Origin of the sequence: Flavobacterium xylosi, from assembly GCF_042787345.1 — a bacterium.
GTDB lineage: Bacteria > Bacteroidota > Bacteroidia > Flavobacteriales > Flavobacteriaceae > Flavobacterium > Flavobacterium xylosi.
The window spans coordinates 1-15,894 of the sequence record NZ_JBHZPZ010000030.1 but is presented as its reverse complement, the minus strand read 5'-3'; the positions used below and the strand labels follow the sequence as shown (position 1 = coordinate 15,894).

Annotated in this window: 16 protein-coding genes and 1 pseudogene; 5 read left to right on the top strand and 12 right to left on the bottom strand. The window is 34.1% G+C overall.

What is annotated here, in order from left to right:
* Nucleotides 1-223 (top strand): hypothetical protein (locus ACFX5E_RS16070; RefSeq protein WP_379856180.1); only part of this gene is annotated, 223 nt, incomplete at its 5' end.
* Between the two features lie 57 nt (nt 224-280).
* On the opposite strand, the gene ACFX5E_RS16065 is transcribed toward ACFX5E_RS16070, so the two are convergent.
* Complete coding sequence (locus ACFX5E_RS16065; protein ID WP_379856179.1) at nt 281-820, bottom strand: 3-hydroxyanthranilate 3,4-dioxygenase; 540 nt, start codon at nt 818-820, stop codon at nt 281-283.
* Nucleotides 821-915: 95 nt separating this feature from the next.
* On the bottom strand, nt 916-2,025 hold the full coding sequence (locus tag ACFX5E_RS16060) for an endonuclease/exonuclease/phosphatase family protein (protein ID WP_379856178.1): 1,110 nt from the start codon (nt 2,023-2,025) through the stop codon (nt 916-918).
* 281 nt (nt 2,026-2,306) lie between these two features.
* On the opposite strand from ACFX5E_RS16060, the gene ACFX5E_RS16055 reads away from it, so the two are divergent.
* The 3 genes from ACFX5E_RS16055 to ACFX5E_RS16045 all read left to right on the top strand — a co-directional run bounded on the left by ACFX5E_RS16055 (nt 2,307) and on the right by ACFX5E_RS16045 (nt 4,624).
* Nucleotides 2,307-3,209 carry a S66 peptidase family protein gene (locus ACFX5E_RS16055; protein WP_379856181.1) on the top strand — a complete coding sequence of 301 codons (903 nt, stop codon included), beginning with the start codon at nt 2,307-2,309 and terminating at the stop codon, nt 3,207-3,209.
* A gap of 279 nt (nt 3,210-3,488) precedes the next feature.
* Nucleotides 3,489-3,848, top strand: coding sequence for a YraN family protein (locus tag ACFX5E_RS16050; protein ID WP_379856177.1), 360 nt, complete (start codon nt 3,489-3,491; stop codon nt 3,846-3,848).
* Nucleotides 3,849-3,967: 119 nt separating this feature from the next.
* Nucleotides 3,968-4,624: an aspartate kinase gene (locus tag ACFX5E_RS16045; protein ID WP_379856176.1), complete on the top strand. Its 657-nt coding sequence runs from the start codon at nt 3,968-3,970 to the stop codon at nt 4,622-4,624.
* A gap of 63 nt (nt 4,625-4,687) precedes the next feature.
* On the opposite strand, the gene ACFX5E_RS16040 is transcribed toward ACFX5E_RS16045, so the two are convergent.
* The 4 genes from ACFX5E_RS16040 to ACFX5E_RS16025 form a co-directional block, all read right to left on the bottom strand.
* Entirely contained in the window at nt 4,688-4,981 is a 294-nt protein-coding gene (locus ACFX5E_RS16040) for a type II toxin-antitoxin system RelE/ParE family toxin (RefSeq protein WP_379856175.1), read from the bottom strand.
* Nucleotides 4,972-5,196 carry a hypothetical protein gene (locus ACFX5E_RS16035; protein WP_379856174.1) on the bottom strand — a complete coding sequence of 75 codons (225 nt, stop codon included), beginning with the start codon at nt 5,194-5,196 and terminating at the stop codon, nt 4,972-4,974. Before ACFX5E_RS16035 ends, ACFX5E_RS16040 begins: the two co-directional genes overlap by 10 nt.
* A 220-nt stretch (nt 5,197-5,416) precedes the next feature.
* Complete coding sequence (gene mfd / locus ACFX5E_RS16030; RefSeq protein ID WP_379856173.1) at nt 5,417-8,782, bottom strand: transcription-repair coupling factor; 3,366 nt, start codon at nt 8,780-8,782, stop codon at nt 5,417-5,419.
* Nucleotides 8,775-9,377 carry a hypothetical protein gene (locus ACFX5E_RS16025; protein ID WP_379856172.1) on the bottom strand — a complete coding sequence of 201 codons (603 nt, stop codon included), beginning with the start codon at nt 9,375-9,377 and terminating at the stop codon, nt 8,775-8,777. The genes mfd and ACFX5E_RS16025 overlap by 8 nt, the downstream gene beginning before the upstream one ends.
* A gap of 303 nt (nt 9,378-9,680) precedes the next feature.
* Between ACFX5E_RS16025 and ACFX5E_RS16020 the strand changes: the two genes are divergently transcribed.
* Nucleotides 9,681-10,619, top strand: a complete 939-nt coding sequence (locus ACFX5E_RS16020) for an L-threonine 3-dehydrogenase (RefSeq protein WP_379856171.1) — start codon at nt 9,681-9,683, stop codon at nt 10,617-10,619.
* Between the two features lie 330 nt (nt 10,620-10,949).
* On the opposite strand, the gene ACFX5E_RS16015 is transcribed toward ACFX5E_RS16020, so the two are convergent.
* From ACFX5E_RS16015 to ACFX5E_RS15990, 6 genes and pseudogenes are all read right to left on the bottom strand, one after another.
* Nucleotides 10,950-11,549 carry a hypothetical protein gene (locus ACFX5E_RS16015; RefSeq protein ID WP_379856170.1) on the bottom strand — a complete coding sequence of 200 codons (600 nt, stop codon included), beginning with the start codon at nt 11,547-11,549 and terminating at the stop codon, nt 10,950-10,952.
* Nucleotides 11,550-11,843: 294 nt separating this feature from the next.
* The gene (locus tag ACFX5E_RS16010; RefSeq protein WP_379856169.1) at nt 11,844-12,440 is read right to left on the bottom strand and encodes a hypothetical protein; all 597 of its coding nucleotides are present in this window, start codon (nt 12,438-12,440) and stop codon (nt 11,844-11,846) included.
* 173 nt (nt 12,441-12,613) lie between these two features.
* A complete protein-coding gene (locus tag ACFX5E_RS16005; protein WP_379856168.1) occupies nt 12,614-13,231 on the bottom strand; it encodes a hypothetical protein in 618 nt (205 codons plus the stop codon).
* Nucleotides 13,232-13,241: 10 nt separating this feature from the next.
* The gene (locus ACFX5E_RS16000; protein ID WP_379856167.1) at nt 13,242-14,351 is read right to left on the bottom strand and encodes a hypothetical protein; all 1,110 of its coding nucleotides are present in this window, start codon (nt 14,349-14,351) and stop codon (nt 13,242-13,244) included.
* A 61-nt stretch (nt 14,352-14,412) separates the two neighbouring features.
* Nucleotides 14,413-15,027 carry a hypothetical protein gene (locus tag ACFX5E_RS15995; RefSeq protein ID WP_379856166.1) on the bottom strand — a complete coding sequence of 205 codons (615 nt, stop codon included), beginning with the start codon at nt 15,025-15,027 and terminating at the stop codon, nt 14,413-14,415.
* A gap of 11 nt (nt 15,028-15,038) precedes the next feature.
* Nucleotides 15,039-15,894, bottom strand: a pseudogene (locus ACFX5E_RS15990) (hypothetical protein); the annotation flags it as partial.

Below are 15,894 nucleotides of genomic sequence, written 5' to 3'. Positions count from 1 at the left end.
TCATCTAAGGATGTATTTCGCCCCGATAGAATTTGGCCATTTCGTTTTGTTTATTAATTGTTATATTTCAAAGATACATTTTCATATTATTTTAACCTATGTCAAAGATATGAGCCCCGATAGAAGTGGAAAGCCCGGAGTCTCGATGGCTTACATTTTGTATAGCGGCAAAGCGACCAACGGAAGCTCTTGCAGCTATTTAAAAATGTTGCCAACGGGATGAGGACTTGCAACGGAAAGCGGGAATAGCTCCTGATACTGAAATAAATTCAGCATTAAATTATTTTTGGGTTACAAATTTTGGATCGGCTTCCATGATGGTACCGCAATTTTCACAAGTTCTCAATTTTTCTGAATTGTAAAAATGTTCAAAATGAGGCAGGAAATCATTTTCAATATTATCAAGTTCAAAATAGACTTCATATAATTTATGGTTGCAATTATCGCAAAACCACATTAAACCATCCTTGTGGCCTTTTCCGACACGCTTTCTCTCGATCACTAACCCTATTGAACCTTCGGAACGAACCGGAGAATGCGGCACTTTGCCCGGATGAAGGTACATATCACCGGCATGAAGTTCCATTTCTTTTCGCTGCCCTTCATCCTGTACAAATACTTTTATAGAACCTTCGAGTTGGTAAAACAATTCCTCGGTTTCGTTATAATGATAATCTTTTCGGGCGTTAGGACCTGCAACGATCATCACGATATAATCGTCGGATTCTGTATATAAACTTTTGTTTCCTACCGGTGGTTTAAGATGATGACGGTTCTCCTCTATCCATTTATTGAGGTTGAAAGGTTTTGCTATTGCCATGTTTTTTAATTTTAATTGTAAAGTTATAAAAAAATAGGTAGAGATGCACTGCAGTGCATCTCTACAGTGCATCTCTACAGTGCATCTCTACAGGATCATTTTTTTTCTTTGATTAAATAAATATAGACCGGAAAATGGTCACTGAATCCAATTTCAGTGGGTGAATGTCGCAACGGATATCCTTTGTATTGTCCGCTGGTTTGGATTAAAAATGGTTTATTGTAAATGCCCGCTTTCCAATAAGAAAAAGAAGATTTGTCCGATTTTAATAAGGATTCTGAAACCATAATTTGGTCGAAAATATCCCAAGCGTCCCGAAAAGCAATTGTCCCCATTCCATTCCTAGCCATTTCTTCAAATGGATTGTATATGCCAAGCGGAAGTACATCCGCCTTTTTGGCTTTTGCGCCAAGCGCTATTTTTACACTCCTATTATAGGGACCATCGTTCAGATCGCCAAGCGTTATCACTTTTGCATTTGGATTAATTCTTTGAAGGGAATCGATAATCTTCCTGTTTAATGCTCCCGCTACTTCTCTAAAAGGGCTGGTTTTTTTCTCCCCGCCGGAACGGGAAGGCCAGTGATTAACAATGATATTAATTTCTTCTCCATCCAGAAAACCAGTTACCAGAAGCTGATCTCTAGTGTAAATTCGATGATTTTGAGTGCTTATTTGTAAAACATCGTCTGTTTTTTCGTCCGATTCTATTTTTGCGATTTCCTTTGACTTTGTGTCATTCCTATAAACATATAAAGGAATATTAGAAAAACTTGTGGGCTGAAACTGCTTCTTTTGATATAATAGAGCAACGTCAATTCCTCTTTTGTCAGGCGAATCAAAATGTATAATTCCGTAGTCTTTGTTAATCAATTTGGGTTGTTTGATTAAATCCTCCAGAACGCCTCTGTTTTCTATTTCGGAACCGCCTATAAATGTTGGGGAATCGGGATTTTCAGATGAACCAATTTCAGCTAACACCCTTGATAGGTTTTCAAGTTTATGACGGTACTTTTTGGATGTCCAGCGTTGCATCCCATTAGGTGTCCATTCTTCATCATTAGTAATTGGGTCATTTATGGTGTCGAATAAATTTTCAAAATTATAAAATGCCACGGTATGTATCACATATTTTTTCTGCTGTGCATTGGAGGTTGCATTGGAGAAAAATAAAATTAACAGAAGAATCAAAGAGGTTATTCTCATATTTTTCTAATTGTACTATTGAAATTATACATTAACCGTTTTTAGGTTGGTTATTTGTAAAAATACTTCATTTTAAGATGGAAGTCTAAATTATTTTCTAATTACTTATCTTTGTTTTAGTCTTTAATAGACTTCTGTTTCTTAGAATTTGATATATTTATAAAAAATAAACAAAAATGCATGTGACCCGATTTACTTTTATAATACGCCATTTTGTTTTATATAAATTCCTGTTTCTTATTTTTATTTTACAATCCTTCAACTGTCAAGCCAATACACCAATGATCACACCACCTATTTTACAAAAAGGAGATACAATAGCCATTTTGGCAACAGCCAGAAAAAACATAGATGACAATCTGAAACCTGCAATAGATTTATTGCACAGCTGGGGTCTTGAAGTGGTTATAGGAAGTACAATTGGTTTAGATGACAATCAATTAGCCGGCACTGATGCACAACGCGCAGCTGATTTTCAGCAACAACTAGACAATCCGAGCATTAAAGCTATTTGGTGTGTCAAAGGCGGATATGGCACGGTACGGATGATTGATTTATTGGATTTTACCAAATTTAAACAAAATCCAAAATGGATTATAGGTTTTAGCGATGTTACCGTTTTGCACAATCATTTGAATACATTAGGCTTTAAATCCATTCATGGAATAATGCCAATAAGTGTTCCCAAAGCATCTAAAGAAGCGATTGAATCATTACGGATTGCAATGTTTGGAGAAAAGCTAACCTATAAAGTCAGTCCATTTCCCATGAATAAATTAGGAAAAGCGTCTGGCGAATTAGTCGGTGGCAATTTATCTATTTTATACAGTTTATTTGGCTCTGAGTCTGCTATTGATTGCACCGATAAAATTTTATTCATCGAAGATTTAGATGAATATTTATACCATATTGACCGTATGATGATGAACTTGAAACGCAATGGCTGTTTGGAAAGCATAAAGGGAATTGTGGTGGGCTCTATGACAAAAATGAAAGACAACGATATTCCATGGGGGAAAAATGCCATTGAAATTATAGATGATGTCACAAAAAAATACAACATTCCTGTCTTATATAATTTCCCCGCAGGTCATATTCAAGACAACCGAGCTCTAGTTTTAGGCAGCAAAGTAACGATTGATGTTAATGCTAATTTGAGTACTGTTATTTTTTCAGCGCCATAAAATTAAAAGGCTTTTTGATTGCAGAAGTTTTTTTTAACTGAATACTGCCACTAAATACTGAACACTATTATTTATTGCAGATTGAGGATTGCTACGCCTGTTCGCTCTTGCAGGCTCGGGTAACGATTTTTGATTGCAGAAGTTTACAACCGGAATAGAAAACACTATTTTTAATCGCAAGTATATTCAAACTGAACACTGTGACTGAACACTTTTTCTGATTGCAGAAGTTTGATAACTGAAAACTGAGACTGAGACTGAAAACTGAACACTATCCTCATGGCTGAACACAACGAACTTGGAAATCTTGGAGAAGAATTAGCGGTTGAATATCTGAAGAAAAACGGTTACGCCATACTGGAAACCAACTGGACTTTCCAAAAAGCGGAAATCGACATCCTTGCCAAGAAAGAAAATACACTGGCCGTTGTTGAAGTAAAAACCCGTTCGTCCCTCGAATTTGGTTTGCCACAAGATTTTGTAAAACCCAAAAAAATTCAACTTCTGGTAAAAGCAGTCGACGCTTATGTAAACGAACTAGATTTAGACATTGAAGTCCGTTTTGACATCATAGCTATCCATAAAGAAGGCAAATCTTTTGTAATTGAGCACCTTATAGATGCTTTTTATCATTTTTAATGTTATTTTTTTAATGTTATATTTGTAACAAATTGTTTTTTAATTATATTTGCACGGTTATTACACACAACTATTTACTAACTACAACTATTTTACAAAAAAACTAAACCTGTACATCTATGAAAACTGTTTCTTCAATTGTCGAAAACTACATCAAAACTAAGCCCTTCCTGCTTAATGCTTTATCGCTTGGAATTATCAATCTGACTTCATTATCCAGAAACATAATGACCGAATTAGAAAGTGAATTTGGAAAAGAAGTTAAACAAGGTGCGGTTGTCATGGCATTAAAAAGACTAACAGAAGAACTAGATTTCAGGTTAAATCATAAGATCAATAAAGTCATCAAAAATATCGGGGAAATCACCGTTCGTTCGGCTTTGACGGATTATACTTTTGCTGCGTCAGACACCGTTTTGAACAAACAAGCTGATTTAATTACTGATATTAATTCTTTTCCAGATATTTTTTATACCTCATCACGAGGGGTTAACGAAACTAATATTGTGGTGAGCAATAGTGTAACCCATTTGGTTGACAAACACTTTGCAACTGAGAAGTTAATTCAAAAACTAGACAATCTAGCTTCAATCACCGTAAAATTACCAAAAGAGAATATAGTTGTTCCGGGCATTTACTATTTTATTTTCCAGCGATTGGCTTGGGAAGGAATTATCATTAATGAAGTGATTTCGACTTCAAATGAGTTCACTATTTTAGTGAGCGAAGAACAAGTTGATGTTGCTTTTAAAGTAATTAAGGATTTGAAGAATTAATTCTTCTTTTTATATATTTTAAAGCTTCAAGCCTTTTTTAAGACTGAAAGCTTTTTTATTTTTCTAATGTTTCGGTTTTTGTTTAGTTCCTCTAAAATTAATTATTTCAATTCTTGATTTTTTATAATTTACTCGGTAGACCAAGTAGTTATTTTTATCTACTATTGCTTTATGAAGATTTTTATAGGTTTCAGATTTTGGATATAAGTCAGGGAAAAGACTAATCTGATTGGTAACTTGGTTGATATTTTCTTCCAATTGCAAAATTTCTCTAAAAGTCCATTCTGCTTCTAAATATTTAATAACAATTGCCAAACCGTTATCGGCTTGCGGCGTCCATTTGATCTTTAACGCCATTTAGAAAATCTATTCATTACAGTTTCATGACTTATAAATTCGTCATTTTCTGCTTGCTTTAAACCGATTTCAATTTCCTGTTTTTCTTCTGAATTTAAATCAGTGAACCAATCTTTTTTACTGGTTCTTAAAATAATTTCAAGTTTTTCCAATAAACTTTCGTCAATTGTAGTCAACTCTTGAATAAAATTATATTTTCTGGTGGCTAAATTCATAACTTAAAATTTTAGTATAACAAAGTTATCTTTTTTGATGGTGTTAAAAAAACAAAACCTAAAATTTAACTAACTATTTCATTTTCAATAATTAAAACATAAAATGATTCTGAATATTTTTGATTAAAGAATCAAAATTTAGAAGAAATTCAAGATTTGATTATGGATTAAGCAATGGAAAGCTTCCAGCCTTTAGAAGGCTGGAAGCATTAGTAACCTCTTATTTCCCCAACATCTCCATAAATTCCAAAGCTGTTCTGGTATTTTTCACATTGTCAAAAGTTAACAAAAGTCTTAAACCAGCTGGGGTTTGTTTTTCTTTCATTTTACAAATAGAATTGTGCGTTTGCACAAATTTTATTACCTGTTGAAAACGATTCGATTGGTAAAAATCGGATTGTTGATCCGATACAAAATAGCCAATCATCTTGCCCTTTTTCATCACTAATTTTTCTATTCCAAGGCGAGTGGCAATCCATTTGATACGAATACTGTTCATTAATGCTTTGGCTCGTGGAGGCAAAGGACCAAAACGGTCAATTAGTTTATTTTGGAAAACAATAAGTTCTTCTTCATTTTTTACACCGCCTAATTCATTGTACAAACTTAATCGCTCCGAAACATTATTGATATACTCATCTGAAAATAACAACTCAAAATCGGTATCGATTTGCAAGTCTTTGACGTATTCTTTGGTTTCAATGTTGTTTTCAGTTGGATACAACTCTTTGAATTCGTTTTCTTTCAGTTCATCGAGGGCCTCGTTCATGATTTTTTGGTACGTGTCAAAACCAATTTCGTTGATGAAACCGCTTTGTTCGCCTCCCAATAAATCTCCGGCACCACGAATCTCTAAATCTTTCATCGCAATATTAAATCCGCTTCCCAATTCGCTGAACTGTTCTAAAGCCTGAATTCGTTTTCTGGCATCATCCGTCATGGCTGAATACGGCGGACAAATAAAATAACAGAATGCTTTCTTATTGCTACGTCCTACGCGACCGCGCATTTGGTGCAAATCAGATAATCCAAAGTTATTGGCATTATTGATGAAAATCGTATTCGCATTCGGAACGTCTAAACCGCTTTCAATAATGGTAGTTGCCACCAAAACATCAAATTCTCCATTCATGAAAGCCAACATCAATTCCTCTAATTTCCTGCCTTCCATCTGGCCGTGACCAATTCCTACTCTGGCATTTGGGACCAAACGCTGAATCATTCCGGCAACTTCCTTGATGTTTTCTATGCGATTATTGATAAAGAAAACCTGACCGTTACGCTGAATTTCATACGAAATCGCGTCACGAATCAATTCTTCACTAAAACCAACCACATTCGTCTCAATAGGATATCTATTGGGCGGAGGTGTGGTTATTACGGATAAATCGCGTGCTGCCATCAATGAAAACTGTAAAGTTCTCGGAATTGGCGTTGCTGTCAAAGTCAGTGTATCCACATTCGCCGCAATGGTTTTGAGCTTGTCTTTTACATTAACTCCGAATTTCTGTTCTTCATCCACAATCAACAATCCCAGATCTTTGAAAACCACATTTTTATTGACCAATTGATGCGTTCCAATGACAATATCGAGTTTTCCTTCGGCCAATAATTTTAAGGTTTCTGCTTTTTGCTTGGCGGTTCTAAAACGGTTTAAATACCCCACAGAAACCGGCATATCCTTCAATCGTTCTGTAAAAGTTCTATAATGTTGATACGCCAAAATGGTTGTAGGAACCAATATCGCAACCTGTTTGCTGTTGTCTACCGCTTTGAAAGCCGCACGAATGGCAACTTCGGTTTTACCAAAACCTACATCTCCACAAACCAAACGATCCATCGGTCGATCACTTTCCATGTCAGCTTTAACTTCTGCCGTCGATTTGGTTTGATCTGGTGTATCTTCGTAAATAAAAGAACTTTCCAGTTCGTTTTGCAAATAACTGTCGGGCGCAAACTGGAATCCTTTTTCCAGTCTTCTTTTGGCGTACAATTGAATCAAGTTGAACGCAATATGTTTGACACGCGCCTTGGTTTTTTGTTTTAAAATCTTCCAGGCATTCGAACCCAATTTGTAAATTTTGGGTGGCGTTCCGTCTTTTCCGTTGTATTTCGAAATTTTATGCAGCGAGTGAATGCTCACATAAACAATATCATTATCAGCATAGACCAGCTTAATTGCTTCTTGCGTTTTGTTTTCGACTTGTATTTTTTGCAATCCACCAAATCTCCCGATTCCATGATCGATATGCGTAACATAATCCCCAACGGATAATGTCGTGAGTTCTTTTAAAGTGATGTTTTGCTTTTTCGAATAGCCACTTTTAATATTAAATTTATGGTAGCGTTCAAAAATTTGATGATCAGTGTAACAAGTGATCTGGTTTTCCTCGTCTATAAACCCCTGGTACAAAGGCAAAACTATCGTGTTGTATTGTTTCCTGATATTCTCGGAATTAGCCTCATCTAAGGTTTCGAAAATATCATGAAATCTTTTGGCCTGAGCTTCATTGGAACAAAATAAATAATTTTTGTAACCATTGAAATGACTTTCATTCAGATTATTCAACAACAAATCAAATTGCTTGTTGAACGACGGTTGCGGCTGAATATGGTATTCGAATTTTTTGGTGGTTCTAAAAATAGGTTTTGAACTCAATTCAACAATCGAAAAATCCAAGGCTCTTTTAATAAAAGCGGCTTGGTTTAAGAACAATTGTTCCGGTGTCGAACGTTTTATTTCCTGCGATAATTTTTCAAAAGCTTCTTCTGCTTTGCCAAATTGTTTGTCTAATTGTGATAAAAGATATTCGGTGTTTTGAATAAAAATGACCGTTTTCTCAGAGATATAATCCAAGAAGCTTTCTCTATTTTCCTGAAAAAATTTATTTTCAACATTTGGAATTATCGTAATTTTCTTTTGTTGCAAAATCGACAATTGGGTTGCTACATCAAAACTACGAATACTCTCCACTTCATCTCCAAAAAACTCAATACGGTACGGATTATCATTCGAAAACGAAAACACATCGACAATTCCTCCACGAACGGAAAATTCTCCAGGTTCCGTAATGAAATCTACTCTTTTGAATTCGTATTCAAACAAAACTTCGTTGATGAAATCGATCGAAATTTTGTCGCCAACAGCAACTTTCAATGTATTTTTGTCCAATTCCTTTCGCGTTACCACTTTCTCAAATAATGCTTCGGGATAGGTGAAAATTACTGCCGGTTTTTTGCGGGAATTGATTCGGTTTAACACTTCGGCACGAAGCAAAACATTGGCATTGTCCGTTTCTTCAATTTGATACGGACGACGGTAGGAACCCGGATAAAACAAAACATCCTGGTCACCGATCATTTGTTCCAAATCGTTCAAATAGTAAGCGGCTTCTTCTTTATCATTAAAAACAATTAAAAAAGGAAGTTCCGCTTTCTTGAAAATAGAACGAATGACAAAAGAAATTGCCGATCCCAATAATCCATCAAGATGCATTTTTACTTGATTATTCTCTTGCAAACGAGCAACAATCTGTTGCGTTTTTGGAGAATCATCGTAGGTGTTATATAAAACTTTTTTACTCAACGCGTGGTAGATTTGGATCGGTTGGTGTATTCGGAATTGCTCTGGCAGTATCCATCATTTTCATTAATTCAGATTCCCCTTCTTCGACAGGAATTTTACTTTTTTCTACAATTTTGTCCATTTGTCTTTGCAGGGAAACTAGCTCCGCATTGATTTCTGAAACTAAAACAATTACTTTTTGATCCGGAATCTTATCCAGATTAAGGAACAAATCCAACAATCTAACCTTGGTGATTAAAGTGGAAACCCTGCTTTTTATCTGAGGTTTATTAAATTGGGAAGGAATGTTCTCATTTAAAGCCATCACTTTTTTAGATAATGCTTTTGATTTTTTTTGAAATGCTCCGATTGTCTTTTTAGGTTTAACGGCTAATTCCTCAAAAAATAATCGCAATTCGTTCCAGCTGGCTACCGTAGCCTCAGAAGTTGAATTAATAGGCGTGTCGTAAAAAACCCAGCCTTTGTTGATGTTTGAAAAAATGAGTTCGTTTTTTTTAGCCTGTTTTTCATTTTCCGCTAATCGTTTTTGATTGTCATTTTTACACGCAGACAAAATGACAATCAGAAAAAAGAAGCATGATAATTTATATTTCATAAGTGAATACATTAAAGGACAAAGTTACAAAGTAAATTTATAATAACGAATTACAGAATTGGGAATAACTTACCAAACGTGTTGGAGATTTTTATCTCTCAAAAAAGCTCTAAATTAATTTAAAGTGCATTTGCGCTTTTCAAATAACAATCTACTATTTCAGATGATATTTTTATGCTATAAATAATAAAAATTAATAATTTTGTCATTATTATCAATATAATTTTAAGAATTCTATGATATTTTTATTCAAAATTATGCTATTTACGAAAACGTTATCTTTGAATTTCTAAAACAGACAAAATGAGTACTAAAATATTGATTATAGGCGCTTGCGGACAAATTGGAACGGAGCTTACCCATAAATTAAGAAAAATATATGGAACCGATAATGTAATTGCTTCCGATATTCGAAAGCTGAATACCGATGTGGTTAATTCTGGTCCTTTTGAAGTAGTAAACGCTTTAGATTTTAATCAAATTGAGCATCTTGTCGAAGTTCATCAAATTGATGAGATTTATCTAATGGCTGCATTATTATCGGCAACAGCCGAGAAAAACCCAGCTTTTGCTTGGGATTTGAACATGAATTCGTTGTTTCACGTTTTGAATTTGGCGAAAGCCAAAAAAATAAAAAAAATATTCTGGCCTTCGAGTATTGCTGTTTTTGGTCCTACAACTCCGAAAGAAAATACCCCGCAATATACCATCATGGAACCTTCAACGGTTTACGGAATCAGTAAACAAGCCGGCGAAAGATGGTGCGAATATTACCATAATATATTTGGCGTAGATGTTCGCAGCGTACGTTATCCGGGATTAATCAGTTGGTCGTCGCCTCCTGGTGGCGGAACGACCGATTATGCGGTAGATATTTATCACAAGGCCTTAAGTGACGGGAAATACGAATGCTTCTTATCCTCCGAAACCAAAATGCCAATGATGTATATGGATGATGCCATTGCCGCAACGATCCAAATTATGCAAGCACCAGCCGAACAAATAAAAATTCGTTCAGCTTATAATCTAGCCGCAATGAGTTTTACCCCAACTGAAATTGCTGCCGAAATCAAAAAACATATTCCTGAATTTACTATCACTTATGAGCCAGATTTCCGTCAAAAAATAGCGGACAGCTGGCCCGCGAGTATCGATGATGCTGAAGCCAGAAAAGACTGGAACTGGAAACATGAATTTGATTTGGAAAGCATGACTAAAGATATGTTAGAGCATTTGAAATAAATTATTCAAGCAAAAAAAAATGCCGCAAAATTATGTTTTGCGGCTTTTTTTGCTATGTTTTTGTGTTTCTAAAAACACATTTATAGGCTCGTAACTAGCGAGATATTTACTGCTGTTGCAAGACAAGATGAAAAACGGGATTAACAGTACTACTTTTTTTATGTGTTTCATATTCACTAATTTTACAAGGCGTTCCTAAAGACGTATACCCTTGATATGGTGTCCCTTTCCTTTCGGTAATAAGCCGAGATCAAACCATCTTCCCCTACAAATTTTGTTGTTGAAATTAAAAATAGTAAAGCTTCACACTAAAAACATAAAGAACTCAAATTAATTAATAACATTAGGGTCATCGTAAATTTCTTTTATTCTCCAACTTCCCTCTTTATTTTCCATTAATATGGCTTTTTGCATTGGATGAGTAGAATACTTACCTAAAGTAAATGTTTTAAAAAATAAAAGTGCAAATTCCTTATCTGCCGTGATTATGGGCTTTGAAAAAGTAATACCTTCATCTCCAAAATACCTTAACGAAAGACGGCTTTTAAAGTCTCTAATAGCTTTTCCATTTGCTAATTTTAATTTCGACCCCTGAAAATCATTTTTATGCCACCATGGACTTATCGTATCTTTTTTATATTTTTCTTTTAATTTTATTATTCCTGAGGAGTCAATAGGCCAAATAAAAGGAGGATTGGACTCTGGTCGGATTCTTATCATGTCACCCAAGCGAATATTTCTATCTTGATACGCTTTTTCATAATACTCTAATGATAACAATGTTTGTAAAGGTTCCTTCACTACAACTTTAATATAAGGTGATTTAATAAGCTGATTCTTTAAAAAATCATTTACTATGTTTTTTTCTATTTTGGATGTAGAGCAAGATATTAATAGTATGCTGCTAATTAAACTTATTGTAATCTTCATAGTATTTATAATTTTAGTTACATGGACTTCCTTTTGGAGTAGCATCCCCTTTAGGGATATTAAGATCTTCTGAGTAACGAGTATTTTCAATTCGCTCTCTTTCTAAGCTACCTTTAGGGAATCTATTATTGAAATATTGCAAATGTAGTCATTGGTACAAACTAGCGTCTTTGTGGTACGCAAAATCTAGATCAAACTATGTTTCAAAAGAAATCTAATTACTGACTGATACTAAAATTATAGTAATCTCTATTAATCATAACTTGCAAAAAGCTCTTACTAAACAGGATAAGATCAATAAGTAGCTACTCTATACATTCCTATTTTTTTCCACTTGCCGCTTGTGTTTTCCATTAAAATTACAGTATTCATACCCTCTCGTAGACTGAAAGGAAAATAACTGTAGTTTATAAGTGCAAACTTACCATTTGAGGTCACTAACGGTTTTGAAAGTTCTATTATTGCAGCAAGGTGCTCTGTTCCTTTATGTAAAATAATGAAGTATGGCCTCATTTCTTTTTTGTCAAGAATCTTTATTGATTTGCTTCTGATATCTTTTTTGCTCCATTTGTAGGGAATAGTATCGTTTATATTTTTGTCTTTTAATGATTTTATTTCAGCAGAATCTATGGGCCAGTTGAAGGGACGTTTACCCACAGGTTCTATTCTTACTTTTGTTACGTCTTCAGGATTGTCTTTATCCAAAAAGGCCTTCTCATAGTATTCTAGGGGTATTCGTCTTGTAGTAGACTCTTTTATTAATATTTTAGTAGCACCCTGTCCTAAAAATTCTTCATCAATAAAATCGTTTACAACTTGTAATTCAATATTTCTTGAAGAAGAACAGGAAATAAAAAGTAAACAAAACGACAAATAAATATAATTTTTCATATCGATAATTTAATTACATGGTTTTCCTTGTGGTACCTGTATACCAAATGTTGTGTTGTTATCTTCTGCAATGCGAGTGTGTGCTATTCTTTTTCTTTCTTCATAATTAGGAGCATTATAATCGTTAGGATATTTATCGTTGAATAGTTGAGTGCCTTGTAATGTTGATATTGCTAATATGTCATATTTGGGTTAAAAGCTTCGTGAGTTCTGATCCATTTACCTTTCATTTTTTTCATCACTACAACAAAAGTATTTCCGCCTGATATGCATAATTTTAAATTTGTAAAAACTAAATATTTCTTATTTTGATAGTACATCGGTTCAGAAAAGCTAAATATGCAGATATCGTATTTTTTATATCTTTCCATTATTGATTCAAAACCTCTTCTGGTGTTCATACTTTCAAAAATGGTTTTACTGTATCTAAAATCATTTTTGCCCCAATATTTATTAGTATCCCAAATTTTCTCTCCCTGAATAGGTAAATCTTGATTTTGTCTTTTAAACTTTTTCCAGTCTTTTTCGTTAAATAAATGATTTTCAGCTGCTATATTTCCATTTAAATCAATGGATTGAATGAAGTTTTGTTCAAATATTTCTAATGTTAGGTTAGAATTGAGTTTTTCTTGGGCAATGAATACTTCTTTATTATTATCTTTTACAATTGTTTCAAAATAATCGTTGATAGCTTCAAGTTTTTCTTTATCATCTTTTTTATAATAACTTTTAGTTTGCGAGTAATTAGAAACTGTAATAAGTAGTGCTATGTATAATATTATATTTTTCATAATTTAAATTTTAATTACACGGTTTACCTATTGCTGTTTGTTGTTTAGACGTTCCTGATTCAACGGTACCCCCAATTGCTTCGCATGCATATCTATTAATTATTCTTTCTTTTGCTGGATCCCCATCTTTGAATTTCTCATGAAATATTGAAGATTCCTGCAAAGTTCCCCATGCCAGATCAGTAAATATCTCATACGATGGAAAAGGATAGGTCAGAGGATTGCTATTATAATAATATTCTTGTAGAGCCATTGCCATTGAATCAATATAATCGTTGGCCATTTGGTCATGTTGAGCTACCGTAACACCTCCAGGGTATTTTTTTTGTTCATAGGCTTGATACAATGCAGAATAATTATTCAATGGATTTGTAGTTGGAGAATTATTATCGTCAACTACACTATGATAATAGGCATGAATTATTTCATGTATCATAACCGCAGCTCTAAATAATTGAGTACTATTAGTATAACTGTCATTCGAAACAGTAATTAAATAGTTGTTTTTAGAAATTTTCTGAGTCTGAGCATATCGCGTTATAGCACCCATTTCCATATCCACAGTATAAACACTGCCTGCATCAAGTTTATTCAAAATAGCTGCAATATCATTATTTGTAGTGTTTTTTAAATGATCCATAATTCCCTTTGGGCATGGATCAAGTTTGCTATCATCAATATTGTCTTCGATAGCTTGAGCGATTATTGCATCTGTTGCAGGAACACCTGTCCAACTATTATTCGCTTCAAAGGTATATAATAAGCCATCCCATTCTAATACTTTTTCGCCAACACGAGGATATTCTACTGCTGAAAGTCGTGCGTAAGCTTCGGGAACTTTATTTATCACTAAAACAGGCAAAGAGATAAAAACAATATCCCAATTATTTGTTGTTGCATTAAATTTATATCGTGTAAATACACCATCTCTATCTGTAAAATCGAACACATTATCAGCCGACGCAAAATTTGGAAAAACAGGCGCTTCATTTATTCCTGGTCCACCTCCGCTTCCACCGCCGCCGCCGCCTGTAGTATTATCGCATAGCACTGATGCGTTTCTATATAATTCACCACCACCGCTACATGGAGGAGGACAATCCGTATATAGAAATTGCACTGTTTGATACCCCTACCTGATAGAGTTTATAATTTTTCAGTTGTTCTTAAATCATATTTTTTTAGTTTATAATATTAGGGTTCGACCCTTGGTGGGTGATAATCCATTTGCATTTTATTTTTTTCATTATCACAATAATTGTCTTCGCCGCTCCTATTAGCAATTTATGTACTGTAAAAACAACATATTTGTTGTTTTTATAATAAATAGGTTCGGAAAATCCATATACTTCAATATCACCTCTATTATATTTCTTAACCATAAGTTCGATCCCTTTATCAGTATTCATACTTTCTAAAACAACTTTTTCAAACCTAAAGTTATCTTTTTTCCAAAAGTCATCTTTGCACCAAATCCTTTTACCCTGCAAACATTTATTTTTATATTTGGCCTTCATTATTTCGAAGTCTTTCTTATCGTACAGAGTATCATCTCCTTTACCATTTCCAGCAGCATCAATAATCATTATATCGTTTAACCCAAATATTTTCAAAGTTTCATTTGAATTGATTTTTTCTCTTGCAACAAATATAACTTCAGTTGTATCTTTATAAATTGTTTCAAAATAATCGTTGAGAGCCCTATTTTTTTCTTTTTGCGACTGTGCAAATAATGACTGTGAAAGAGGAGAAAAAAAGAGTAAAATAAAACTTGAGTAAAAATAATATATTTTCATTTTCTTAAAATTTAGTTACAGGGCTTTCCAATTGGTGTTTGTGCTTGAGGGGTTCCTGATCCTACTGAAAATCCTACTGATTCTGCAGCATATCTATTTTTAATTCTGATACTTTCGAAACTTCCGGGCGGATACGTTTTAGCAAATATTGGAGTTTCACTTAATCCTCCCCAAGCTAGATCTTCATATACTTGATGTGGTATGGTGTAGTTTGCGTCATATTCTTGTAAAGCAGATGCCATAGCAGCAACATATTTATCTGCCATTACTTTATGTTGCGCATCTTGCTTATTATTACTATCTGGGTTTGTTTTAAGTACGTAAGCCTCAAACAATTCAGGAAAATTGGGTAATGCAGTGCTTGGAGTGTAATTGTAATCATCTACAATGCTAAGAAAATAAGCATGTATTACTTCGTGTATTAATGCTGTCGCTTTAAATAGCTTTGTACCATTTGTGTACTGATCACGGTCAACCCTAATTTCATAATTGTATTTAGAAATTCGTTGAGTCTCTGCATAAGTAGCTGCTGGCTCCATGACCATATTCACAGTATATATGCTGCTTGCTCCCAATTTCTTTAGCACGTTAACTATATCTGCGTTTGTGGTGTTTTTGAGTTGCTGCATAACTTCTTTAGGACAAGGATCTAGTGCACTATCATCAATATTGTCCTCGATAGTTTGAGCGATTATTGCATCTGTTGCAGGAACACCTGTCCAACTATTATTCGCTTCAAAGGTATATAAGAAGCCATCCCATTCTAATACTTTTTCGCCAACACGAGGATATTCTACTGCTGAAAGTCGTGCGTAAGCTTCGGGAACTTTATTTATCACTAAAACAGGCAAAGAGATAAAAACAATA

Bases quoted from the DNA above. Each gene is read 5' to 3' on its own strand.
- ACFX5E_RS16005 (WP_379856168.1), bottom strand. From the start codon at position 13,231: ATGAAAAATATAATATTATACATAGCACTACTTATTACAGTTTCTAAT.
- ACFX5E_RS16025 (WP_379856172.1), bottom strand. From the start codon at position 9,377: ATGAAATATAAATTATCATGCTTCTTTTTTCTGATTGTCATTTTGTCT.
- ACFX5E_RS16015 (WP_379856170.1), bottom strand. From the start codon at position 11,549: ATGAAGATTACAATAAGTTTAATTAGCAGCATACTATTAATATCTTGC.
- ACFX5E_RS16020 (WP_379856171.1), top strand. From the start codon at position 9,681: ATGAGTACTAAAATATTGATTATAGGCGCTTGCGGACAAATTGGAACG.
- ACFX5E_RS16060 (WP_379856178.1), bottom strand. From the start codon at position 2,025: ATGAGAATAACCTCTTTGATTCTTCTGTTAATTTTATTTTTCTCCAAT.
- ACFX5E_RS16045 (WP_379856176.1), top strand. From the start codon at position 3,968: ATGAAAACTGTTTCTTCAATTGTCGAAAACTACATCAAAACTAAGCCC.
- ACFX5E_RS16040 (WP_379856175.1), bottom strand. From the start codon at position 4,981: ATGGCGTTAAAGATCAAATGGACGCCGCAAGCCGATAACGGTTTGGCA.
- ACFX5E_RS15995 (WP_379856166.1), bottom strand. From the start codon at position 15,027: ATGAAAATATATTATTTTTACTCAAGTTTTATTTTACTCTTTTTTTCT.
- ACFX5E_RS16010 (WP_379856169.1), bottom strand. From the start codon at position 12,440: ATGAAAAATTATATTTATTTGTCGTTTTGTTTACTTTTTATTTCCTGT.
- ACFX5E_RS16055 (WP_379856181.1), top strand. From the start codon at position 2,307: ATGATCACACCACCTATTTTACAAAAAGGAGATACAATAGCCATTTTG.
- ACFX5E_RS16050 (WP_379856177.1), top strand. From the start codon at position 3,489: ATGGCTGAACACAACGAACTTGGAAATCTTGGAGAAGAATTAGCGGTT.
- ACFX5E_RS16035 (WP_379856174.1), bottom strand. From the start codon at position 5,196: ATGAATTTAGCCACCAGAAAATATAATTTTATTCAAGAGTTGACTACA.
- ACFX5E_RS16065 (WP_379856179.1), bottom strand. From the start codon at position 820: ATGGCAATAGCAAAACCTTTCAACCTCAATAAATGGATAGAGGAGAAC.